Raw genomic sequence first — 21,550 nt, forward strand, 5'->3', positions numbered from 1 at the left:
CTTTGGTGCTATCTTCCAGCAATTTCCTATAAATACTTCCACCGAAGCTAATTTAACGCAGGAAACCCACCTGTTTTGGTAATTCCATGATAGCATGAATCCATTAACGGTAAAACTTAAAAGTATGGAGTCCCAAGGAATTCTACCCCTCAAATCAGCCTGTGGTATTAGTTACGATTCTTTGGCGCAATTGCTCGTCAAGCAAGATTTTCAGGCTGCTGACCTATTGACAATTCAACAAATGTGTGAAGTGGCGGGAACCCAAGCAGTGCGCAGAAAATGGTTATATTTCACTGAAGTGGAAAATTTCCCCATCCAGGATCTGCAAACCATTAATAGTCTTTGGTTGGCTCACTCCCAAGGCAAATTTGGTTTTTCTGTGCAGCGGGAACTTTGGTTGGGGGTAGGTAGAAACTGGGATAGGTTATGGCCTAAAATCGGCTGGAAGCAGGGTGAAAAATGGACTCGCTATCCCCATGAGTTTACCTGGAATTTGACCGCCCCTAGGGGTCATTTACCCCTGTCTAATCAACTACGGGGGGTGCGAGTTATGGCCTCTCTCTTATCTCACCCGGCATGGATTACTCCTTCCTAGTTTTCTCCTACTGTCCACCAAGCTAGGGCGTAGTCTTGTTTTGATTGGTTAACTTGGTTTTTAAAATCCACGCGTACCTTATACTTACCACCTTCAGGGATACTACAAAAGATATGCTCCACATTGTCAATTTGACTTGTGGAAGAGCAATTGGAAACTTTTATTTTTTTTTCATCGGCTTTTAAGAGGTAAATATCTAAGTTATTTATTCCTTTGTCTATAAATGTTTCGTCCGTATCATATAATCGGTTTTGATTGGTATCCTCCAGTTCTACTAGTCTGTCCCAAGTCAAGGTAATAGCCACAAAACTGTCTTTTTTTAAGGGTTTCCTCAGGCTATAGTCTATTGATGAGTTGGCACTAATCCTATGATAATCCCAACCAATGGCTGGTACTTCATTACCGGGCCCCCATTGTCCCCACATAAATTGTTGGTAGGCACGAAATACATTTAAATGACCTGAACCCATTTGGGGATCTAAGGGAATTCCTGGATTGTTATAGGCTTGGGAAACTACCCAATCTCTATTTTGTTTATCTACTAAGGTCCTGGTCATTCCCAGTCTTAGTCCATTACCATTATCTAGGATTTTCTCCGCTGAGTTTAATAGTACGGCTTTCATGACTTGATGTCTCCTGGCATCAATTTTCCAATTTACAGTCTGCTTTCTTAATTGTCTATCGGCAAATTCTTGTAACAGGGCTATGGTTCCTGTGACCTGGGGCGCAGCAAAACTTGAACCAGTAGATTTATTTAATTTACCATCCGGGTTAATTACCGGAATGTTTGTCCCAGGAGCTACTAAACCTACGGAACTGCGCCCATTAATGTTAAATTCCTTCCCTACCAGGCGATCGCTCACTTCTTGGTTATTTCCTGCCAAATTAGAAACATGAAGTTTGTCAAAAATTCCTCTCCTTGGTGATGAAAAAGCCACGTTGATGGCGTTAAAATTGTCCGTAGGAATGGAAATTCCTCCTTTACCCTGATTTCCAGCAATCACATAGGTTACATCATGCACTCGAGTTGACCAGTCAACACATAAAGTTAGTAGGGCTTTACCATCTAACACTGGTTCTGGTCTAGGATCGCGGTTAAGGGGTTCGCCAAAACTAAAGTTAATGGCTCGTAAATCTCCACCATTTTGTAGAGCAACATGTTGTGCTGACAAGCACTCCTCTGATTGACCTAAGTTACGGCCAAGTCCAACAGCAGAGGAGTATAATTTTGCTTGGGGTGCTACCCCTGGAAGATACTTGTCTTGACTAGTCATCACTCCAGCTACATTGTAGGCATGAGTATCAACACCAAGGTTAGATTGAGCGGGTTCATTTAGTGAAAATACGGCAGTTGGGGTAACGGCGCGGTTTTTAGATACGGCTTTATCCAAGCCAAATACACCGGGACGGCCAATTTCTACCTGGCCCAGGGCAATTTTACGACCAGTTAATTTATAGGGTGGTTGGTGTAAAATCAGAGCATTAATACCATTAGTTCCCAGAAAATTGCTAGATTGAATAGATGCAAGTACTGGCACACCTAAAGAGCAAATACCCAAAGTGCATATAATCAAAGTTTCCTTCATCGTAGCAGATATCCCTATGCAAGTAATTTTTAAAAACGGCAAACGGACTTTCTAAATCATTCTTCTGTGAATCTGCACATAGCTAGGAATAGTAGAATAGAAGAATGAGGGAGTTCTATCCCCCGTGCTTTGAAAGGAAAGCGAAAAATCGCCAATTTCTATTGGAAGGAATTGTTCCATATTCTGTTACAGTAACTACAGACGAAGACGATAAAGAACCCCCTAGCCATGACTCAAAACCGATCTCAAAAGCCCATAGTTATTGCTCCATCCATCCTATCAGCAAACTTTAGCCGTTTAGGCGAGGATATTCGTGCGGTAGATGCAGCAGGAGCAGATTGGATTCACGTTGATGTAATGGATGGACGTTTTGTCCCCAACATTACCATTGGTCCTCTGGTTGTGGAGGCGATTCGTCCAGTTACAACCAAACCACTGGATGTCCATTTGATGATTGTGGAACCAGAAAAATATGTAGAAGGTTTTGCTAAAGCTGGTGCGGATATTATTTCCGTCCATGCTGAACACAATGCTTCCCCTCATCTGCACCGCACCCTAGGACAAATCAAGGAGTTAGGTAAACAAGCTGGGGTTGTACTCAATCCTGGTACGCCCTTACAGCTAATTGAATATGTACTAGAACTCTGTGACTTAGTGCTAATCATGAGTGTTAACCCTGGTTTCGGCGGACAAAGTTTTATTCCCAGCGTGGTACCTAAAATTCGCCAACTACGTCAGATGTGTGATGAAAAAGGTTTGGATCCTTGGATTGAAGTTGATGGTGGTTTAAAAGCTAATAATACTTGGCAGGTATTAGAAGCTGGAGCTAATGCCATCGTAGCAGGTTCAGCTGTATTTAATGCTCCTGATTATGCTCAAGCCATTGAGAATATTCGTCATAGCAAACGTCCTGTGAAGGAACTAGCTGTTTCTCTATAGGGATTCGCCATTAAAGGGGGTGTAGTCAATCATCTGGTTGCAAATCGATAGCATACTGTTTAAATCTTTCTAAGTCTGCTTGGAGTGTTGATTCTACCACCCGACCTAAAAACAAATTGTCCATCAACTTACCAAGGATTCCTGGTATAGCGTAGGCGACTGTCATCTTGACAATGCTACCCCCTTGATGGCGGTCATAAAAGCGAATAGCTCCCTGATTTGGCAGGCCATCAACCGATTCCCACTGAATAATTTGCTGGGAGGTAATTCGGAGGATGCGGGATTTCCAGGTGAATTCCAGACCACCCGTGCTCAGTTTCCAAAGGGAGATATTGGGGTCATCGGTGGAGATATTCACCGAATCAATCCATTTCATCCATTTGGGCATTTGTTGTAAATCAGACCACAATTCCCATACTAGTTCTATGGGAACTGGAACTTCTATCTGTACGCTATGCTCTAACCAGTCAGCCATGGGATTTGAGTTTTGTTTGAGACTTTACATCTTAAATTTTAGACTGTCAATTAACTGTCACTTAAAAATTCCCCAAGTTGCTAAAATTGCCTTAGCTGCTCGTTTACCGGAAATAGTCGCCCCTTCCATACTATCAATATAGTCTTGTTGCGTATAACTGCCAGCTAGGAAAAAGTTGCCCACAGGTGTTTTCTGATCCGGACGGTATGGATCCATCCCTGGTGCTTCTCTGTAGAGAGATTGGGCCAACTTGACTACACTGTACCAGGTCATGTTCAACTCCCTAGAAGAAGGAAACAACTCATGAACTTGCTTGAGTACATGGTGAGCGATCGCCTCATTGCTTTGTTTAATGAAGGGATCACCAGGTGTGAGAACCAGTTGCATGAGGGAACCTTGTCCGGGGCGATAATAATCTGCGGGACTGGTTAGGGCCAAATCAGCAAAACAGGAGAAGTCAGCATCAGCGGTATATAATAAATTATCTATACCGACAGCTTGATGGAGCTGGTGACGTTTTTCTGAGTCTTGTAGTTCTGTGACCCACCCGTCGAACCGGAGTTGTACAGTAGCAACGGGCACTGCATCTAACTTGTAAATATTATCAAATTCTGGCCACTTGCGCCAGGATAAAGGAAGGACACGCTGAATTCCTGGCACATCACAAGCAAAAACATAAGCATCTGCTGTGATTAGTTCTTCCTGCTCACCTTGAGCGACCAATATACCGGTAACCTCAGCTTGGGAGTCAGACTCGGTAAATTGAATTTCTCGTACTTGACGACGGGTGTGAATTTTAGTTCCCCTATCGGTCAAATAATTAACAATAGGTTGATGTAAATATTCTTGAGGTGAACCTTCCAGCATGCGTAAAATAGAAGCTTCGGTTTTAGCTGCAAAGAACTGGAAAATTGTCAACATGCAACGGGCAGAAATATGGTCACAATCGATAAAACCCAAAGCATAAGCAATAGGATTCCACATCCGTTTGATGCTCCCTTTACTCCCTCCATGGCTGTAAAACCACTCAGAAAAGCTAATCTTATCTAAATTGCGGATATCCCTCATAGCTCCTTCAAAGTCAATTAGACCTCGAACAATAGGACTAGTGCCCAGAGCAAGAGCATTTTGTAACTTATCTTGTAATGAAAGTTGGGAAGTGGTAAAAAATGCCTTTAACCCATTAAAAGGTGCGCCAGTAATAAATCGAAAGTCTAAAGCTCCCGTATTTCCACCTTTATTGACAAAAACGTGAGTGTGTTCCTTGAGACGTAAATTATTGCCTGCTCCCACCTTTGCCATGAGCTCAAATAGATTGTAGTAGCATCCAAAAAACACATGCAACCCCATTTCTATGTGATTGCCATCACCATCCACCCAACTGCTGACCTTACCACCGACAAACGGGCGAGCTTCAAAAATTTCCACCTCCCAACCCGCATCGGCTAAATCTACAGCAGTAGCTAATCCAGCCAATCCTGCTCCTACAATTACAACACGCATTCCCAAATTCCTTTATTGCTTAGACCCAGTTATCAGTTGTTTACAAATTGTAACTTGATTGGGGTCAAAAATTTGCGAAGCTATAGCAAGCACAGCATCTAAGAATTTTTATTCTAAAATAAGGTTGTTAGGTCTATTCAGACAAATTTTTTTTATGTTTTGCCACCTGTGGGAGGAAGGTATAGCTAACACCCGTTTAAACTTAACATATTTAAATTCACTAAACTAACACTGAAGTAACTTTATGACAGGCTTTAGTCCATCCACTATTCGTAGATTAAAGAAGTTGACCCAAGTACCCTGTGTATGGGAGGGAGATCGCCGTACACTTTTGTCACCAGTGGTCAGTGAAGAATTTGAATTACCAGCTGGGGAGTGCATTCTCTGGGTGGATGGTTCGGAGGGAGTTATTAGAAGTATGGAGGTAATAGGCTCAGTACAAGGAAGGGAAGCCATGGTGCGTACTCTAATACAGGCCATGGAACACCCGCAAGGTGGAGATAAACGTGCCAGACCTCAAAAAATTCTCGTACGGGACAGGGAAGTTCAATTTTACCTGCGGGGGATTTTACAGGATTTGGATATTACAGTTGATTATTCACCGGAACTACCACTGATTGATGAAATTTTCCAGTCCTTTGGCGAGGTCATGGAAAGTTATGTCCCCCCTTTACCTCCAAAATACGCAGAAGGTCTTACAAAGAAGGCTTATAAAATTTGGGAAATGGCACCATGGGAATTCGTCCATCCAAATAAGATTATTTCCATAGAAATTAATAAATGGGATATAGAAAAACTGTATGTCTCAATTATGGGAGGTGCTGATTATACTGTGTTGTTCTACCGTTCTGCGGAATCTCTGACAAGATTCCGCACTGATTTTTATCACTCCTATGAAGAATCTGAAGATGAGTCTTTGGAATCAGCTTTTCTCCAGCAGGATTGCCTATTTCTTACTTTTGATCCCATAGATGAGGATGATGAAGACCTGGACACAGAAGATGAAGATATAAATATAGGGTATTTACCATCCTCAGAAATTGAACCCGATTTTGGCACTATCCATCCTTTGGAAGGATTGAACTCCATTCTATACGAAGAAGAAGCACAGATTATGTATGTTGCACTCGAAAGCGTCATCCGTTTTCTGCGTGATCATAAACGTCCCCTGTCCCAAAAGGATTTCCCAGTAATTACCCAACGCTATCGCATTTCTGTACCTGATTGTGATCAAGGCAATCAAAATGTATCTGTCAATATTTGTACCATGCCAGAACTGTGTTCGCAGTTATATGAGATTGAAAGTGCCCATTTAGTGGAAGATGATTTCGATCAGATAGAGCAATTACGGAATGACTTAATACCGGAAGGTTGTTTACTGTCTCTCGGAACCATACCCTGGAACAGCTTAATTTCCCTACCTCCTACTGTTAGACATTTAGGAGGTCACAAAATTAAGTCTAAATGTGACACCATACCTATTTTTTTAGTACAAACTTCTCGCGCAAAAGCGAACACTATCATTAAAAATATTCGCGATGCAGGGGATATTAGAGGGATTTGCTTTAATACTGTAAATAGTCACCAAGATGGAAAAAAAGTTGACTTGAGTATCCTGCAAACACATAATGAGGATCTGTTCTTAATTACGGAATTTTCACACGACGATGAAAATTATATTGCATCCCAGAAAAGATGGAATAGAGCATGTCGCCAAAATGGTGGCCATTGTGGATTAGTCATTGCCAAGGGACTCTCCACCACCCGTGGTAATCCTGGAATCAATGATATTATGGCCTTCTTTGATGGAAAATGTATTACCCCTGAAGAGTTAGGCATCGATTTTTTGGAAATTTAAGTATTAATTATTACTCAATATCTATTGGGTTCAACAATTTTTATGCTAATCTGTGGTTTTCCGTAGTGCAGTTAGGCAACAATTGTTGTATGATTGTGGTTCGGACAGTTTAACTCTATACAACAGTAGTCAACCCAAAAAAGTTGGATAATTCTGGGTTTTATCCCCTGGAAGTTTAAAAATAAAGGTATCATTTTCTACTCTTAACAAGCGGGAATTTGTGTCTGATGACTAACAAAAAATGGGCTGTTAAACGTATAACCGTCAATCTGGCAACACAGGAAGCCGAAAAATTGGAAAAATATTGTCAACAAACCGGAAGACCAGCTACAGATGTGATTCGTGAACTGATTAGGAGCTTACCCAACAATGATGAATATAAGTCTTTAGCAAGCGAGCTGGAAGGTCTCCAGGTTTTGAGCAAAACAACCAAAACAATGGTACAATTACACCAGGACTAGTTTAATTCTTAAAAAGGTCTATTTAGCTAAGGAGTTTAAATCAGATATGACACCAGTAACTCAAACTCAACAACGCGGAATTATTCTCAGTGAAGCCGCACTACGTCAGGTAAAATCCCTCCAAGCTCAACAAGGCCAAGATTTATGCCTGAGGGTGGGAGTCCGTCAAGGCGGTTGTTCTGGAATGTCCTACATGATGGATTTTGAAGACCTCTCTAAAATTACCCCCCAGGATGAGGTTTTTGATTACGATGGCTTTAAAATTGTTTGCGATGGCAAGAGTTTATTATATCTATATGGATTAATGCTAGACTACAGCAATGCTATGATTGGTGGAGGCTTCCAATTTACCAATCCCAATGCTTCCCAAACCTGTGGTTGTGGCAAATCCTTTGGAGTATAATAGACTAGATTAATTCAACTAATTAATTCAACACAATGACCGTGACAGTTGAGGAACTATTTGATACAGGGTTACAGCGATATAAGGATGGTGAGTCTGCTGCAGATCTCATCCCCGTATTTAAAGAGGTGTGCGATCGCTCACCGAAATCAGGTTCCGCATGGATATGTTTAGCCTGGTTGTATCTTTTAGAAGAGAAAGGGCAACTAGCCTACAAAGCGGCGAGTAAAGCCGTCAAGATCAACCCCCAAGATCCCCAAGGTAGGGTGAATTTAGCCCTAGCCATGTTAGAGACAGGTCAAAAGGGTTTAAGAGAACACATAATAGCTGCCCAGCAATTGATTTTCGTCAATAAAGAATGGGAAGAAGACCTGAGAAATAGTATTGAGGATGGTTTAGCTAGAAAGCCCAATTGGAACAATTTAGCTAAAGTGAAAACATGGTTATTTGACATCAGTTAAAGCACAATTCGATGAAAGAAAAAATATTAAACTGGGTCAACATAATACTAGTAGCCGACTTTTTCCTAGTAATTTTAGGATTTGGCTGGTTTGCCATAGCCATTGTGGGTAATGCTTCAGGGATGAACTTAGGATTAGACCTTTGGCACAAACTATGGACCCCCCTATTCAATCCAGCCATTGGCTTGCTAATGGGGGGAGCATTAGTGAGTGGAATTAGCAGTTGGGTGAGTAAGAAGTTTAGCAATTAGCCTAGGAATCAGGTCAAGATTTCCCGTAAAGCGGAGGGGAGAAGGGGGTACTGATATTGAAAACCCAAGGCTTGAGTGCGTTGAGGTAGAACCCTTTGTCCTTCCAGAACTACCATCGCCCCTTCTCCCAAAAGTGCTTCCAGGGCGAACCCGGGTACTGGTAACCAAGCGGGACGGTTCATCACCTGTGCCATTGTATTGCTAAGGTCTTTCATTTGCACAGGATGGGGAGCAGTGGCATTGTACACACCTTGTGCATTTGGATCAACCAAAGACTGAATAATTAGATTTACAATATCGTTGAGATGAATCCAAGAGAACCACTGATTACCACTACCAATGGGACCGCCCGCAAAAAGTTTGAAGGGGGTAATCATTTTGCCTAAAGCACCACCATTACCAAGGACAATACCAAAGCGCAAAATGACCAACCGCACATCATAATTCCTCACCATTTGTGCTTGCTCTTCCCACTGTTGACAGACCTGAGCGAGGAAATCATTACCTGTGGGGCTATTTTCATCAAAAGTAGCGGTTTGACTAGTGCCATAAAAACCAATAGCTGAAGCATTGATCAACACAGACGGTTTAGGGTTAGCTTCAGCTATAGCTTGGACGATTTTTTGGGTGCCCAACTTGCGACTATTAAGAATCTCCAGCTTGTGTTCTGGAGTCCAGCGTTGTTGTGCTATGGGTTCCCCTGCTAAGTTTACCACACCATCACAACCAGCAATTCTATTTTGCCAGACTCCGGATACACCAGGTGTGTAAGCCAAAATTTCCACATTGGGAAAAACCTCGGAAGGAAAAATCCTAGCAGCGGATCTAGGATTGCGACTCAACACTAATATTTGTTCACCTCTGTCATGTAGACATTGGACTAAACGACTACCGACAAATCCAGTTGCTCCAGTAACTGCTACTTTCATATAGTTTATTTTTCACATACCGATGGTGTTTTGGTTACTAATCGATTCCCATTCTACCACAATTGGCTTTCCTTAACTAGCCAAACCAATTAGATGGTTCACAGCCAGGATGAACTGGTTCATTCAAAAGATGACTAATTACATCAGCTTTAGCTTGGATAATAGCAAAAACTCCCTGATGGACTAAATTTTGCAGATGTAGTTGCTGCTCTAAAAAGTTACCTGATAAATGTCTATTAAATAATCTATTGTCACCATCTTCCTCCACTACTGGCAACATTTGGTCTTGACTAGCCTTAGGATTAATACCTGGGAGACGATTCATCACGAAAACAATCAACTCCTGACGTAAATCACTAATTTGAAAAACTTGTTGATAGGGACTGTATGGGTACGTGCGCAAAATGCTTTCAATTTCCCCAATCACCAGTTCCTGTGTTAACTTAATCACGGTCCTCATAACTTTTGCACTCCATTTTATTAAAAGGACAAATTTCTATCTATATTTATAATTATTTGACAGTTCACAAAAATATGCTAAGAAACTACACAAAACTAAGTATAAACATTAGGGATCAATTTTATAAAGGAAAAATAGGCAATAGGGGGGAGGGAGTGGGCAGTTGATAGACAAACTTTTCGAGATATGTTACTATTGGTACAATCCGGTGGAAATCCATCAAGGAAGTAAAACATCACAAACCAAGTTAAACATGGGATAAGGAGGAAAGAAAATTGGATGAGCTGAGGACAGTTCTGGAGTTGGCGACCCACGAAGAACTGCAAGACATAACCGCAATTCTGTTCAGTCGTAAATTTAACCCCTTAGATTATGTTCATACCCCGGAACCTGTCATGGTACAAAGCCAAAATCGTCAGGCTTGGTTAGATACTTTAGAGAGTAGATTTAGATTTTTAGCAGCTGATGGAATAACCGTATTGCGTAAGCGTACTGACAAAGTAACATATAGGCAAGCCTTAGTTCAAGTTTGTAGGCATTTAAAAATATCCTATTATGAAGAGTTATCAACCGTTGATTTAGAAGCAGAAGTATTTTTGCATCTTCTAGGAAAAGTTTGGAGAAAATTACCACCACAACAACGGCAAAAAATCTCTTCTCGAATACAGTCTCAACTACTAACATCAGATTTACCCAATTCTGTGTTACAATTGTTGCCTACAGATTCTTTAGGATTGATTTTCAAAGCTGGTAGTGCAGTAGCAGTCACTTCCGTGATTCAACCATATTTACTGAAACAAATTGCTTGTCAGTTTGCTACCCATTTAGCCACCTATCAGGTAACCAAGCAAGCTACCATTGTTGGCACAGAAATGGCCAGTCAACAAATTAAAAACTATGTTACCGCCCAAATGGCGCGACGGGGAATGACCCTCAGTGCTGCTCGTTATGGTGCGGTACGCACTGTTTTTTCCATCGTGGGACCCGTAATGTGGGCCTGGTTTCTAGCAGACTTGGGTTGGCGGACAATTTCTACTAACTATGGTCGTATTATTCCCACTATTTTTACCCTTGCTCAAATTCGTCTCACTCGCACAGAATGTTGGCAGCCAACTTAAAACAAATTCGACAGTTTTTTGTCCATCCCCATTCTAGTCTACAACTACCATGGAATAGTTTGTTGTTGGGGTTACTGATTCTCCCCATTAATCCATTTTTTGGGGCCATAGCCATTTGTTGGGCATCCTACAAGACCTGGAGAAAAAAACACTCCAGTATTAAACACAAAACCTTGAATCATTTATTGGTAATTTTAAGTTTTTGGTTTTTAATTACTACGGGATTTACGGTATTTGCTAAGGATCAACCAGATACTCTTTTAGGATTATTCAATTTCTTGCCATATTTTGTGGTGTTTGCTGGATTAACTCCTTTAATCACTAGAGTTAGTGAATTGCGTCAACTGACTTGGATTATTGTATGCAGTTCTTTACCTGTGGTAATTATTGGCTTGGGACAACTGTTTTTAGGTTGGCATGCAAGATGGCAATTTCTATCAGTAGTGGTTAATTTGACAATTTACCCCGGGGGAGAACCCTTGGGAAGAATGTCCTCCATATTCATGCACGCCAATACTCTAGCAGCTTATCTGATTACCGTATTGATTCTGGGCTTAGGTTTATGGTTAGAAAATTATCAAAAGATACGTAAAAAAGCAGATTATAACCACTCTTCATTTATATTCTTGAGTGTAATGATCATTGCTAACTTTTTAGCTTTGATATTAACTAGCTCTCGCAATGGGTGGGGAATAGCAGTTATGGCTTGTATTGCCTATTCTCTTTATAAAGGTTGGCGACTAATTGTAGCTGGAATAATGGGCATAACTGCCAGTATTATGTTAGCAGCCTTTGCAACCGAGAGAATCGCTTCTCTTTTTCGTAGTTTTGTTCCCTATTTCATCTGGGCGCGATTAAATGATCAAATGTATCCTGACAGACCCTTGGCATTAATGCGTAAAACCCAGTGGCAGTTTGCCTGGGATTTAACCCTACAACAACCCTTAACCGGTTGGGGTCTACGCAGTTTTCCTCACCTTTATCAGCAGAAAATGGGTGTTGGTATTAACCATCCCCACAATCTGTTTTTAATGCTATCAGCCGAAACGGGTTTAATTACTACCTGCTTGTTTATTTGCTTCTTATTTTGGATAGTTATAGTTGCTATCAAAATTTGGTACAAGTCATCTTTGCCAAGAGAAAATAGATTAGTCTTTTTGAGTTACCTATTAGCTTTTATAGGCTGGATAATGTTTAACATGGTAGATGTGACCACTTTTGACCTGATATTAAGTGCCCTGTTCTGGGTAATTTTAGCAGCTTTATACGGTGTAGCTCATCGCTATGAAAGTTCCCATAATTAACTCCAGCATGGAATTTTTGCGTAAATCTCAGATTTTGTCCTATTCTATTGGATATCAGCAGTTACAATTTTATGTCTAGTTTATGCCCACTACAGCAGACTTTCTTCAATACTCTCAATGGTCAGGAATCACGACCATAGCACTTGCAGCACTGACAATTTTGGCTCTTCTATTTAAATGGGGGTTACGTTTTCGCTTGGTAGGTGCAACTGGTTTTATGCTTGTGCTCACAGCAGGACTCTTTTCACTATCCCTAGTTCCCCTGAGTCGTACAGTAATTCCTGGTGCTGCTAGATATACTTTAGTTTATGACAATGGTTCCAATCAAGCCGTAATTGCTACCAGTCCAGATATTACTCCTACCCAGCTAGAAGCAACTTTACGCCAAGCAGCCAGTAATCTCTACTCTTACGGGCGCATGGGAGCTGGAGGTAACAACAGTTTGACAATTCGCGCTCGGACAGTTCTCCACCCGGAACCAGGTATATCAACACCTGTCTACTTGGGTAAAGTGGAAAGAACACTAGTTACCCGGGAAGACCCACAAATGTTGGTGGAAGTTTTCTTGGATAAATTTCCCCAATTACCACCATCCTGAAATCATTTAGGTTTTGACCCATATAGTACATATTTATTATTAATATTTGTGATGGTTTTTGCCATACTATATCTATTATGTCTATCGTGTCTATCATGGCTAGTCTATTACCCACTCCTACCACTAGTTCTTTCTTGACATTAAGTGTTGCTCCAGCAAAGGTAATCCGAGGTGCTGGCGTTCTTGAATCTGCTATCTCAGAAATTTCTACCCTGGGTAACCGACCCTTAATTGTCACAGGAAAACACACTCTGAGTATTTATCAGGAGAGCTTACAAGTCATTTTCCAAAAAACAGATCTGGATACTTTTGCTACTTCCTATAGCCCAGATTGCTGTGAAGTCAGTTTGAAAGCGTTACGGAAAGCAGTTAAGGAACATAGAGCAGATGTGATTATTGGACTAGGTGGTGGAAAATCCATAGACACAGCTAAATTACTGGGACATCAATTACAGCTACCAGTAGTAACAATTCCTACATCTGCTGCCACCTGTGCAGCATGGACAGCTTTATCTAATGTGTATTCTGAATCGGGGGCATTTTTATATGATGTTCCCTTGTGTCGATCTCCGGATTTGCTAATTTTAGATTATGATTTGATTAAAACCGCACCCCGGGAAACTCTGGTAGCTGGAATTGGAGATGGGATTGCCAAATGGTATGAGGCATCTGTTAGTAGTGGTAATATGCAGGATACACTGATTATTGCTGCAGTCCAACAAGCTAGAGTTTTACGCGATATACTATTACAAAAGTCCGCAGCAGCTTTGGACTCTCCTGGTAGTCAAATTTGGCAAGAGGTGGTGGATTGTGCTGTAATGTTAGCGGGTGTAATTGGTGGTTTAGGGGGAGCCCGGTGTCGTACAGTTGCTGCCCATGCAGTACATAATGGGTTAACTCACATTTGTGGACATGGTAGCATTCATGGAGAAAAGGTAGCATACGGAATTTTAGTGCAATTGCGATTAGAAGAAATGCTTCAGGGCAATCAACTAGCGGAAACCGCTAGACAGCAATTATTAAAATTCTATACAGAAATTGGACTGCCACAAAAATTGGCAGATTTGGGACTGGGAAATATTTCCTTGACCCAATTGCAAACAGCAGCGGAAATCGCCCTAGCACCTAATTCTGATATCCATCGGTTACCCTTCTCCGTATCCTCGGAACAGTTAATGGCGGCTATGATTTCTACTACTGCTCCGGTTCTAAGACAAAGGGAAATTAGCTAGTTAATCATTTGCTGATTTTCACCAACTAATGCTATACTTTCCTTATGGCATACATACCACTCAGAAAAGCGGTGGAATTTCTAGGATTGCATCCAAACACTTTGAGGAGATATGCAGATGAGGGGAAAATCAAAAGCAACCCAGCAGAGCGAAGATTGTACGATGTCGAATCATACGTCAGGGGTGATTCAATATTAAAAATGCTTACAAAGAGTGACGAATTATTCCGAGGTTGAAGAATGAGTTTAAGTTGGATTACCCCCGCAGATAGGATAAAGAAACTACCACCCTATGTTTTTGCTAGATTGGACGAATTAAAGGCCAAGGCTAGAGAGCAAGGACTGGACTTAATTGATTTAGGAATGGGAAATCCTGATGGTGCAACTCCTCAACCAATTATAGAAGCAGCCAAAACAGCTTTGGCAAATCCTGCTAATCATGGTTATCCACCCTTTGAAGGTACTGCTAATTTTCGTAAGGCAATTACTGAATGGTATTATCGGCGCTATCATGTGCTTTTAGATCCTGACAGCGAAGCATTACCTCTATTAGGTTCTAAAGAAGGTTTGGCACATTTGGCGATCGCCTATATTAATCCGGGTGATACGGTTTTAGTGCCTTCTCCTTCCTATCCCGTGCATTTCCGAGGTCCAATTATTGCTGGGGGAGTAATTCATAATATCATTCTGCAGGAGAAGGATGATTGGTTAATTGATTTAGGGTCTATTTCCGATGAAGTAGCTCAAAAAGCAAAAATCCTCTATTTTAATTACCCTAGCAACCCCACAGGAGCAACCGCACCACGGGAGTTTTTTGAGGACATAGTTGCTTTTGCTAAAAAGCATGAGATTCTACTGGTTCATGATTTGTGTTATGCTGAATTAGCTTTTGATGGTTATCAACCTACCAGTTTGTTAGAAATCCCCGGTGCCAAAGATATTGGTGTGGAATTTCATACCCTATCTAAAACCTATAATATGGCAGGTTGGCGAGTTGGTTTTGTAGTGGGTAATCGTCATGTTATCCAAGGTTTAAGAACTCTGAAAACTAATTTGGACTATGGGATTTTTTCCGCATTACAAACCGCCGCAGAAACCGCTTTACGCCTACCAGATTCTTACTTACATACAGTGCAGCAACGTTATAGCATGAGGCGAGATTTTCTGATTGCTGGTTTAAGCAAGTTGGGTTGGAATATTAATCCTACTAAAGCAACTATGTATTTATGGGTTAAGTGTCCTGCAGGTATGGGTTCTACGGATTTTGCCCTCAACATCCTGCAAAAAACCGGTGTGGTGGTTACTCCTGGTAATGCTTTTGGGGTTGGTGGTGAGGGGTATGTGAGAATTAGTTTGATAGCAGATTGCGATCGCCTAGGTGAAGCTTTGGAGAGATTTAGGCAAGCGGGTATTTGTTATCAGTCAGATGTGGTTCCGGTATGTTTTTAAAAACTGGTGTAATTAATTACTCTGTTCTACCTTAATTCAATGCTAAATTTTCCTGTCCCTTCCACCTTGCTCTATTCCATCCCATTAGCTGCGGTCACGATTTATTTTCCGTATCTACTAGTAGCTTATGCCAGGGTGAAAGTGGGTTATGACCTGTCTGCTCCCCGTTCTATGTTTGATAAATTACCACCATACGCACGGAGAGCTACCTGGGCCCATCAGAATTGTTTTGAATCCTTCATGATTTATGCTCCTGCAGCTCTGATGGCCTATGTGACGGGAGTGGATTCTCAATTAGCACTATACGCGGCGATCGCCTATGTGACAGCACGGGTTCTCTTTTCAGTTTTCTACATACTGAATATACCCATTCTTCGCTCCTTGATGTTTGGAGTTGGTTCTGCTTGTATTATTAGTCTTTTTGTCCTCAGTATTTTGAAAGGGACCACCTAGTCAATGAGTTAAAAATTGATCGATTTTTGACCAACAAAAACCCCCTAGTTTTTGGCTAGGGTGGGTTAGCAGTTTCAACTACTTGTTGAGTTTGTGAGTGTTACCAACCTGCTTTCGCTTGCTCCATAACATAAGCTGCTACATTGGCAATTTCTTCAGCACTTAATTTACCTTTGAACTTAGGCATACTGTTTTTACCGTTTGTAACTTGAGCAATAATAGCATCTTGTGAATACAAATTGTACTCTTCTAGATCTGCTTTGCTCAAGGTTTTAGCAGCATTAGCTAGGTTTTTACCACCAGCATGACACTGGGCACAATTAGCTTGAAATACCGCTGCTCCAGCTGCTGTATCTGCTGCTATAGCAGGACTACCGAAAGCAAGAGTTAAGATGGCAATGGATAACATCAACACGGCAATAATCTTTTTCATTTTGTAGTCTCTCTACCATAGTTCATCTTTTAGTATTCTGTTTGATGAGTTGAATATAAACTGTAAGTGTTGAACTGAATATTTGACAAAGTATATTTTTTGTTTTTCTTTAAGGAATCCATATTAAATATTAAATTTAATTAAATCATCCATTTCCAATCCCCGGTGATAAAAACCGGGGGAGGAAGAATTTAAAATCAAATTAGCCAACCTTTTAAACGTTTAGCAATATGAGGACGACGCAATTTCCGCATGGCTTTACTTTGAATTTGACGCACGCGCTCACGAGAAAGATTAAACATATTTCCTACTTCTTCTAGGGTGCAAGGTTCACTAGTTGTTAATCCATAACGCAGGGAAATCACGTCCTTTTCCCTAGGGGTAAGTACATCACCTAAAACCTCCCATATCTCCTGACGCATCATGTTTTCATTCATTTTAGCTTCTGGAGATTGGTTGTCCTCATCTTCTAATAGGTCCATTAATTCCGTATCTTCCTCCTTACCCACACGATGGTTTAAAGAAAGTGCTTGACGACGCAATTGTTGTAACTGACGAAGTTGTTGAACAGTCATTTCCAAGAATTCCGCCATTTCTACTTCTGTTGGGTTACGCGCAAATTTCTGTTTCAGTTCTCTTTGAGCTTTTTTCAGCTTGTTGAGTTTTTCTACAATGTGAATTGGTAGTCTAATAGTTCTAGCATCATTAGCTATTGCCCGTGTAATTGCTTGCCTAATCCACCAATAAGCATAAGTTGAAAATTTATATCCCTTATCGGGGTCAAACTTCTCTGTGGCACGATTTAGCCCCATTGCTCCTTCTTGAATTAAATCTAGAAAGGGCACTCCCCGATTTAAATATCGTTTAGCAATAGATACTACCAATCTCAGATTAGAGCGAATCATTTTCCGCTTTGCCACTCTTCCCTGATACAGTCGGCTTTCTAATTGTTTCTCATTCAGATCAAACTTGCTTGCTACTTCACTTTTACTGGCACTGTGACCTAATTGCTCTTCTAAAGCAGCTTGTAAATCCTTAACTTCTTCTAAGAATCTTACTCGACGTGCTAACTCCACTTCCTCATCAGGTTTGAGTAGGGGGTAACGGGCCATTTCCTTAAAAAATGCTCCCACAGCATCATCATGTTCGGTCTTATTATATCCCGAGGGACGAGCTGCACCCATTTCATCCCCATCTCGTTCATCTGATTCCAAACTCTCCAAAATTGAGGAGTCTTCAAATACTACCGCTTCTAAATTATCCAGATTATCCAGTGATGGTTCTTCCTGTTCCACAGCGTTATCCAGTATTTCCATTCTTCCCAATTCAGCAAGATTCATGGGTTCCTTTCGGGATAGTTGCTTTGTTTGGTACATAATTAGTTGACGGTTGCTCATTTGATAATAGTTATTTTTCTGTCAGTATTCAGCTGACGGTGGTCAGCTATTTTCCCTGCTTGGAGCTAATAATTCTGATCGGATCATTCATTTAGGCATTTAATAATAATTCTCACTCCTAATCGCTAATTTTTACTCCTGAACTCTTATTTGTTTCCTATTTATATCCATAGCAACTCTCAATGATTGACGAAACTTTTATGTTCTTGCTCCCTAACCCCTTATTTTTATTCGTTAACAAGTGATAAGCTGATATGAGATTGCTATAATTTCGACTTGTATTGTTTCAATACTCAAACAAACATGGTTACGCTAAAGAATTACTCATAAATTAATCATATCCTTATCTTCTTGATTCCGGGCAAAATGTGTCAAACCCCCTGGGAGATAATCAACGTTAACAGAAATAGGAATGCCATCTACAATACTTATAGGTTGAATTTTCATGTAGTTTCATCTGGTTTCATAAGTTTAGTGTGGTTTTTTAGGATTTACATGCAGTCAATTTAAGTCTACTAAATAATCCAAATTACAGAAATCATGACTTCCAATCCGGACAATATTCATTGACCAAAGCATGTCACATAAAAAAAACCTGCATATCTATCAAGAGGTGGAAAAACCATACTACCTATTGGGTAAATAAAAGATAAACAAAAAGTAAATAAAAAGTAGAGCAAAAACAACAAAACCGAAGATTTAATATTTAATATACTCATTTTTATGTAGTTAGGATTCAATCTTTATTGAACATGATATTGAGTCTGGGGTAGAAATTAATTCTGTGATTCAACCGTATATGATTGAGATTATCAAGTATTATGAGTGAAAAAGGTATTGCCAAATACTGTTTACCTGTAGTAAACTAGAAGAAGGTATGTAGGTATTCCCAGGGGTTTTACCCTGAGATGATCCGATTCGATATCTATTGAAAAAGCCGAAAATTATGTATATTCAGCAATCTCGGGCATTAACTTTATTTTCTTTTGTGGCGGATGAACCAAAGGAAGCATACAAAACTACAACAAACCCTTACCCTTGGATTGAGGTGTTGGTGGATATGCCAAAAATTTCACAACCTGCTAGAAACAAAAATCCGCAAAATAAATTATCCCCTAATACACTAGAGGAAAACCAGATAGTGACAGATACAATCTTAGAACAAGATATATTAAATGAAGGAGGGGAACCAGAAGAATTAATTAAGGAAGAAACATATTATCAAGATTTATTGATCTATCAAATACCGGAAAACTTAAACATTAACCCAGGAGATATTTTAACTGTTCCCTGGGGAACACAACAATTAGGAGCAATAGCAATTCGCTTACTATCTCAACTACCACCAGGAATACCACTAGAAAAAGTTAGGGAGGTCAAAGATGTAGTTAGCAAAGAATTTTTCCCTCGGACTTATTGGGAATTACTCAGTCGTATTGCTACGTATTACTATACACCCCTGATTAAAGTAATTGGGGTGGCATTACCACCAGGAATATTGGAGCGATCACAAAGTCGTCTGCGTCTAAAACCGGAAAATATCCCCCCGGGAGGGGAAGAATTTTTACGTTCCCAAGCTGCTCGGGAAATTCTGAAAATATTGCAGTCCCAACCTGATGGGGACTACAGTTTTCAGTATCTCAAGCGTCAGGTACGGGGTTTTGACAGGGGTAAAAAACAATTACTAGATAGAAATTGGGTGGAAAGTTACTTTAAACTCACACAATCAAGGCCACAGACCCAATTAGCAGTTACTTTGGTGGATCCTGGAAGAGAATTGAATTTGACCAAACGACAACGGGAAATTTTAAACCTCTTGGCAGATCATGGGGGTGAGTTATGGTTGACAGCGTGTGTGGAAGTTTGTAAGACTACACCGCCCACATTAAGACTGTTGGAAAAACTAGGTTGTGTGGTAATTGAAGAGCGGGAAAGATTACGTAGGGAACAAGGTCCAAAAATGGGCAAAGACCAGTCTAAAACCCTAACCCCAGATCAATCTCAAGCTCTACAAGCTATTATAGCAGCCAAGGGATTTACTAAAATTTTATTACATGGAGTCACGGGGTCAGGAAAAACAGAAGTATATCTACAAGCGATCGCCCCTTTGCTGCGGGAGGGAAAATCCGCTCTAGTCTTAGTACCGGAAATTGGATTGACACCCCAACTAACGGATAGATTTCGGGCTCGGTTTGGGAATAAGGTTCAGGTCTACCATAGCAACCTTTCCCGAGGGGAGCGCTATGACACCTGGCGACAAATGTTTACTGCCAGCTCCCAAGTGGTGATTGGAACTAGAAGCGCCATTTTCTCTCCCTTACCTAACTTGGGCATAATTATTTTAGACGAAGAACATGATAGTAGTTTTAAACAAGACTCTCGAATTCCTACCTATCATGCGCGCACGGTGGCTCAGTGGCGTGCAGAATTGGAAAATTGCCCCCTGATTTTGGGATCAGCTACTCCTTCCCTAGAAACCTGGGTGGATGTTACAGTACCACCCTCTCCAACTCATAATCAATATCTATCTCTCCCTCAACGCATCAATTCTAGACCTCTCCCACCAATAGAAATTGTGGATATGCGTCAAGAATTGAAGCAGGGAAATCGCTCTATGTTCAGTAGAACCTTAGAACAAGCACTACAAGAATTAAAAGGTAAAGGACAACAGGGAATATTATTCATCCACCGCCGGGGACATAGTACATTTGTTTCCTGTCGCAGTTGTGGATATGTTTTAGAATGTCCTAACTGTGATGTTTCTTTGGCCTATCATCATCTGGAAGCAGGGGGACCAGAACTATTAAAATGTCATTATTGCAATTACGGGCGATCGCACCCTAAGCTGTGTCCAGAATGTGGGTCTCCCTACCTGAAATTTTTTGGTAGTGGGACCCAGAAAATAGTGCAGGAACTAAATCGACAATTTCCGGATTTGCAAGTGATCCGTTTTGATAGCGACACTACTCGCAATAAGGGAGCCCATCGCAAACTATTAGATCAATTTGCTAAAGGTGAAGCGGATCTATTAGTAGGTACCCAGATGCTCACAAAAGGGTTAGATTTACCCCAGGTGACCTTAGTGGGGGTGGTAGCAGCGGATGGACTACTACATTTATCAGATTACAGAGCAAGTGAACGAGCTTTTCAAACTCTAACCCAGGTTGCGGGGAGAGCGGGAAGGGGAGAAGAATCGGGGAGGGTGATTATTCAGACTTACACACCAGAACATGCGGTGATTGCTGCAGTGCAAAACCATGACTATCAATCTTTTTGCCGTGCTGAACTGGCCCAAAGAGAGGCTTTAAGTTATCCCCCCTGTGGGAGGCTAATCTTACTGAGATTAACCAGTTTAGATCCTATACAAGTACAGAATACGGCCCAACTCATTGCTACAACTTTCATTGAGCAACCAGGACTGGATATACTAGGACCAGCTCCAGCTAGTATTTTAAGGGTGGCTAATCGTTATCGTTGGCAGATATTATTAAAATTTGCCCCTGATATCCTACCACAAATGCCAGACTGGGGACAAATTTTCCAACTGTGTCCACCGGGTGTCAGTCTTACAATTGATGTAGACCCTCTTAATATCATCTAAAATCGCCTCCCTGGTAGAGTTGATTGCGGAAGATACCAGCTTAAA

General features: G+C 40.9%; 21 protein-coding genes and 1 pseudogene. 14 read left to right on the forward strand and 8 right to left on the reverse strand.

Translation table 11 applies throughout. The annotated features are described in order from the left end of the window. Nucleotides 1-133: 133 nt before the first annotated feature. A pseudogene (locus tag IAR63_RS16820) lies at nt 134-595 on the forward strand (GUN4 domain-containing protein); the annotation flags it as partial. Here the strand turns inward: IAR63_RS16820 and IAR63_RS16825 are convergent. Continuing rightward, complete coding sequence (locus IAR63_RS16825; protein ID WP_187706060.1) at nt 592-2,181, reverse strand: S8 family serine peptidase; 1,590 nt, start codon at nt 2,179-2,181, stop codon at nt 592-594. The pseudogene IAR63_RS16820 and the gene IAR63_RS16825 sit on opposite strands and share 4 nt — an antisense overlap. A 228-nt stretch (nt 2,182-2,409) precedes the next feature. On the opposite strand from IAR63_RS16825, the gene rpe reads away from it, so the two are divergent. Further along, on the forward strand, nt 2,410-3,120 hold the full coding sequence (gene rpe, locus IAR63_RS16830; protein WP_006276635.1) for a ribulose-phosphate 3-epimerase: 711 nt from the start codon (nt 2,410-2,412) through the stop codon (nt 3,118-3,120). Nucleotides 3,121-3,145: 25 nt separating this feature from the next. On the opposite strand, the gene IAR63_RS16835 is transcribed toward rpe, so the two are convergent. Together IAR63_RS16835 and zds are read right to left on the reverse strand one after the other, a co-directional pair. Further along, entirely contained in the window at nt 3,146-3,595 is a 450-nt protein-coding gene (locus tag IAR63_RS16835) for an SRPBCC family protein (RefSeq protein WP_187706061.1), read from the reverse strand. A 57-nt stretch (nt 3,596-3,652) separates the two neighbouring features. Then, nucleotides 3,653-5,098 (reverse strand): 9,9'-di-cis-zeta-carotene desaturase, encoded by a 1,446-nt coding sequence (gene zds / locus IAR63_RS16840; protein WP_187706062.1) that lies wholly within the window; start codon nt 5,096-5,098, stop codon nt 3,653-3,655. A 244-nt stretch (nt 5,099-5,342) separates the two neighbouring features. Here zds and IAR63_RS16845 point away from each other — a divergent pair, with 244 nt between their 5' ends. The 5 genes from IAR63_RS16845 to IAR63_RS16865 all read left to right on the forward strand — a co-directional run bounded on the left by IAR63_RS16845 (nt 5,343) and on the right by IAR63_RS16865 (nt 8,532). Then, nucleotides 5,343-6,956 (forward strand): DUF6930 domain-containing protein, encoded by a 1,614-nt coding sequence (locus tag IAR63_RS16845; protein ID WP_187706063.1) that lies wholly within the window; start codon nt 5,343-5,345, stop codon nt 6,954-6,956. A gap of 227 nt (nt 6,957-7,183) precedes the next feature. Next, complete coding sequence (locus IAR63_RS16850; RefSeq protein ID WP_187706064.1) at nt 7,184-7,417, forward strand: ribbon-helix-helix domain-containing protein; 234 nt, start codon at nt 7,184-7,186, stop codon at nt 7,415-7,417. 46 nt (nt 7,418-7,463) lie between these two features. Beyond that, nucleotides 7,464-7,820 carry an iron-sulfur cluster assembly accessory protein gene (locus IAR63_RS16855; protein WP_187706065.1) on the forward strand — a complete coding sequence of 119 codons (357 nt, stop codon included), beginning with the start codon at nt 7,464-7,466 and terminating at the stop codon, nt 7,818-7,820. A gap of 35 nt (nt 7,821-7,855) precedes the next feature. Then, a complete protein-coding gene (locus IAR63_RS16860) occupies nt 7,856-8,281 on the forward strand; it encodes a tetratricopeptide repeat protein (protein ID WP_057178182.1) in 426 nt (141 codons plus the stop codon). A gap of 11 nt (nt 8,282-8,292) precedes the next feature. Beyond that, nucleotides 8,293-8,532, forward strand: coding sequence for a hypothetical protein (locus IAR63_RS16865; RefSeq protein WP_009344192.1), 240 nt, complete (start codon nt 8,293-8,295; stop codon nt 8,530-8,532). Nucleotides 8,533-8,540: 8 nt separating this feature from the next. Here IAR63_RS16865 and thyD read toward each other — a convergent pair whose 3' ends face one another. Both thyD and IAR63_RS16875 read right to left on the reverse strand, forming a co-directional pair. Further along, nucleotides 8,541-9,461 (reverse strand): thylakoid membrane protein ThyD, encoded by a 921-nt coding sequence (gene thyD / locus IAR63_RS16870; protein ID WP_187706066.1) that lies wholly within the window; start codon nt 9,459-9,461, stop codon nt 8,541-8,543. A gap of 76 nt (nt 9,462-9,537) precedes the next feature. Then, complete coding sequence (locus IAR63_RS16875) at nt 9,538-9,921, reverse strand: hypothetical protein (protein ID WP_187706067.1); 384 nt, start codon at nt 9,919-9,921, stop codon at nt 9,538-9,540. Between the two features lie 275 nt (nt 9,922-10,196). Here IAR63_RS16875 and IAR63_RS16880 point away from each other — a divergent pair, with 275 nt between their 5' ends. The 6 genes from IAR63_RS16880 to IAR63_RS16905 all read left to right on the forward strand — a co-directional run bounded on the left by IAR63_RS16880 (nt 10,197) and on the right by IAR63_RS16905 (nt 16,074). Continuing rightward, entirely contained in the window at nt 10,197-11,039 is an 843-nt protein-coding gene (locus IAR63_RS16880) for a YaaW family protein (RefSeq protein ID WP_187706068.1), read from the forward strand. Beyond that, on the forward strand, nt 11,021-12,343 hold the full coding sequence (locus IAR63_RS16885) for an O-antigen ligase family protein (protein WP_187706069.1): 1,323 nt from the start codon (nt 11,021-11,023) through the stop codon (nt 12,341-12,343). The genes IAR63_RS16880 and IAR63_RS16885 overlap by 19 nt, the downstream gene beginning before the upstream one ends. An 82-nt stretch (nt 12,344-12,425) precedes the next feature. After that, nucleotides 12,426-12,941, forward strand: a complete 516-nt coding sequence (locus tag IAR63_RS16890; RefSeq protein ID WP_187706070.1) for a Ycf51 family protein — start codon at nt 12,426-12,428, stop codon at nt 12,939-12,941. Between the two features lie 95 nt (nt 12,942-13,036). Next, nucleotides 13,037-14,173, forward strand: coding sequence for an iron-containing alcohol dehydrogenase family protein (locus IAR63_RS16895; protein WP_187707504.1), 1,137 nt, complete (start codon nt 13,037-13,039; stop codon nt 14,171-14,173). Between the two features lie 239 nt (nt 14,174-14,412). Further along, entirely contained in the window at nt 14,413-15,621 is a 1,209-nt protein-coding gene (locus tag IAR63_RS16900) for an aspartate aminotransferase (RefSeq protein ID WP_187706071.1), read from the forward strand. A gap of 39 nt (nt 15,622-15,660) precedes the next feature. Then, nucleotides 15,661-16,074, forward strand: coding sequence for an MAPEG family protein (locus IAR63_RS16905; protein WP_187706072.1), 414 nt, complete (start codon nt 15,661-15,663; stop codon nt 16,072-16,074). A gap of 100 nt (nt 16,075-16,174) precedes the next feature. Here the strand turns inward: IAR63_RS16905 and petJ are convergent, their stop codons facing one another. The 3 genes from petJ to IAR63_RS18680 form a co-directional block, all read right to left on the reverse strand. After that, nucleotides 16,175-16,507: a cytochrome c6 PetJ gene (gene petJ, locus IAR63_RS16910; RefSeq protein WP_187706073.1), complete on the reverse strand. Its 333-nt coding sequence runs from the start codon at nt 16,505-16,507 to the stop codon at nt 16,175-16,177. Between the two features lie 197 nt (nt 16,508-16,704). After that, entirely contained in the window at nt 16,705-17,883 is a 1,179-nt protein-coding gene (locus tag IAR63_RS16915) for an RpoD/SigA family RNA polymerase sigma factor (protein ID WP_187707505.1), read from the reverse strand. Between the two features lie 345 nt (nt 17,884-18,228). Further along, nucleotides 18,229-18,351, reverse strand: coding sequence for a hypothetical protein (locus IAR63_RS18680; protein ID WP_268905677.1), 123 nt, complete (start codon nt 18,349-18,351; stop codon nt 18,229-18,231). 499 nt (nt 18,352-18,850) lie between these two features. Here IAR63_RS18680 and priA point away from each other — a divergent pair, with 499 nt between their 5' ends. Next, nucleotides 18,851-21,505 (forward strand): primosomal protein N', encoded by a 2,655-nt coding sequence (gene priA / locus IAR63_RS16920; RefSeq protein ID WP_187706074.1) that lies wholly within the window; start codon nt 18,851-18,853, stop codon nt 21,503-21,505. Nucleotides 21,506-21,550 lie beyond the last annotated feature (45 nt).

The organism is Cylindrospermopsis curvispora GIHE-G1, assembly GCF_014489415.1.
Classification (GTDB): domain Bacteria; phylum Cyanobacteriota; class Cyanobacteriia; order Cyanobacteriales; family Nostocaceae; genus Raphidiopsis; species Raphidiopsis curvispora_A.

What these genes read in the sequence shown, in the direction of transcription:
- IAR63_RS16860 (WP_057178182.1), top strand. Translation starts at nt 7,856, where the DNA reads ATGACCGTGACAGTTGAGGAACTATTTGATACAGGGTTACAGCGATAT.
- IAR63_RS16895 (WP_187707504.1), top strand. Translation starts at nt 13,037, where the DNA reads ATGGCTAGTCTATTACCCACTCCTACCACTAGTTCTTTCTTGACATTA.
- IAR63_RS16845 (WP_187706063.1), top strand. Translation starts at nt 5,343, where the DNA reads ATGACAGGCTTTAGTCCATCCACTATTCGTAGATTAAAGAAGTTGACC.
- IAR63_RS16915 (WP_187707505.1), bottom strand. Translation starts at nt 17,883, where the DNA reads ATGTACCAAACAAAGCAACTATCCCGAAAGGAACCCATGAATCTTGCT.
- IAR63_RS16825 (WP_187706060.1), bottom strand. Translation starts at nt 2,181, where the DNA reads ATGAAGGAAACTTTGATTATATGCACTTTGGGTATTTGCTCTTTAGGT.
- IAR63_RS18680 (WP_268905677.1), bottom strand. Translation starts at nt 18,351, where the DNA reads ATGAAAATTCAACCTATAAGTATTGTAGATGGCATTCCTATTTCTGTT.
- IAR63_RS16855 (WP_187706065.1), top strand. Translation starts at nt 7,464, where the DNA reads ATGACACCAGTAACTCAAACTCAACAACGCGGAATTATTCTCAGTGAA.
- thyD (WP_187706066.1), bottom strand. Translation starts at nt 9,461, where the DNA reads ATGAAAGTAGCAGTTACTGGAGCAACTGGATTTGTCGGTAGTCGTTTA.
- IAR63_RS16850 (WP_187706064.1), top strand. Translation starts at nt 7,184, where the DNA reads ATGACTAACAAAAAATGGGCTGTTAAACGTATAACCGTCAATCTGGCA.
- zds (WP_187706062.1), bottom strand. Translation starts at nt 5,098, where the DNA reads ATGCGTGTTGTAATTGTAGGAGCAGGATTGGCTGGATTAGCTACTGCT.
- IAR63_RS16885 (WP_187706069.1), top strand. Translation starts at nt 11,021, where the DNA reads ATGTTGGCAGCCAACTTAAAACAAATTCGACAGTTTTTTGTCCATCCC.
- IAR63_RS16865 (WP_009344192.1), top strand. Translation starts at nt 8,293, where the DNA reads ATGAAAGAAAAAATATTAAACTGGGTCAACATAATACTAGTAGCCGAC.
- IAR63_RS16875 (WP_187706067.1), bottom strand. Translation starts at nt 9,921, where the DNA reads ATGAGGACCGTGATTAAGTTAACACAGGAACTGGTGATTGGGGAAATT.
- priA (WP_187706074.1), top strand. Translation starts at nt 18,851, where the DNA reads ATGTATATTCAGCAATCTCGGGCATTAACTTTATTTTCTTTTGTGGCG.
- rpe (WP_006276635.1), top strand. Translation starts at nt 2,410, where the DNA reads ATGACTCAAAACCGATCTCAAAAGCCCATAGTTATTGCTCCATCCATC.
- petJ (WP_187706073.1), bottom strand. Translation starts at nt 16,507, where the DNA reads ATGAAAAAGATTATTGCCGTGTTGATGTTATCCATTGCCATCTTAACT.
- IAR63_RS16835 (WP_187706061.1), bottom strand. Translation starts at nt 3,595, where the DNA reads ATGGCTGACTGGTTAGAGCATAGCGTACAGATAGAAGTTCCAGTTCCC.
- IAR63_RS16905 (WP_187706072.1), top strand. Translation starts at nt 15,661, where the DNA reads ATGCTAAATTTTCCTGTCCCTTCCACCTTGCTCTATTCCATCCCATTA.
- IAR63_RS16900 (WP_187706071.1), top strand. Translation starts at nt 14,413, where the DNA reads ATGAGTTTAAGTTGGATTACCCCCGCAGATAGGATAAAGAAACTACCA.
- IAR63_RS16890 (WP_187706070.1), top strand. Translation starts at nt 12,426, where the DNA reads ATGCCCACTACAGCAGACTTTCTTCAATACTCTCAATGGTCAGGAATC.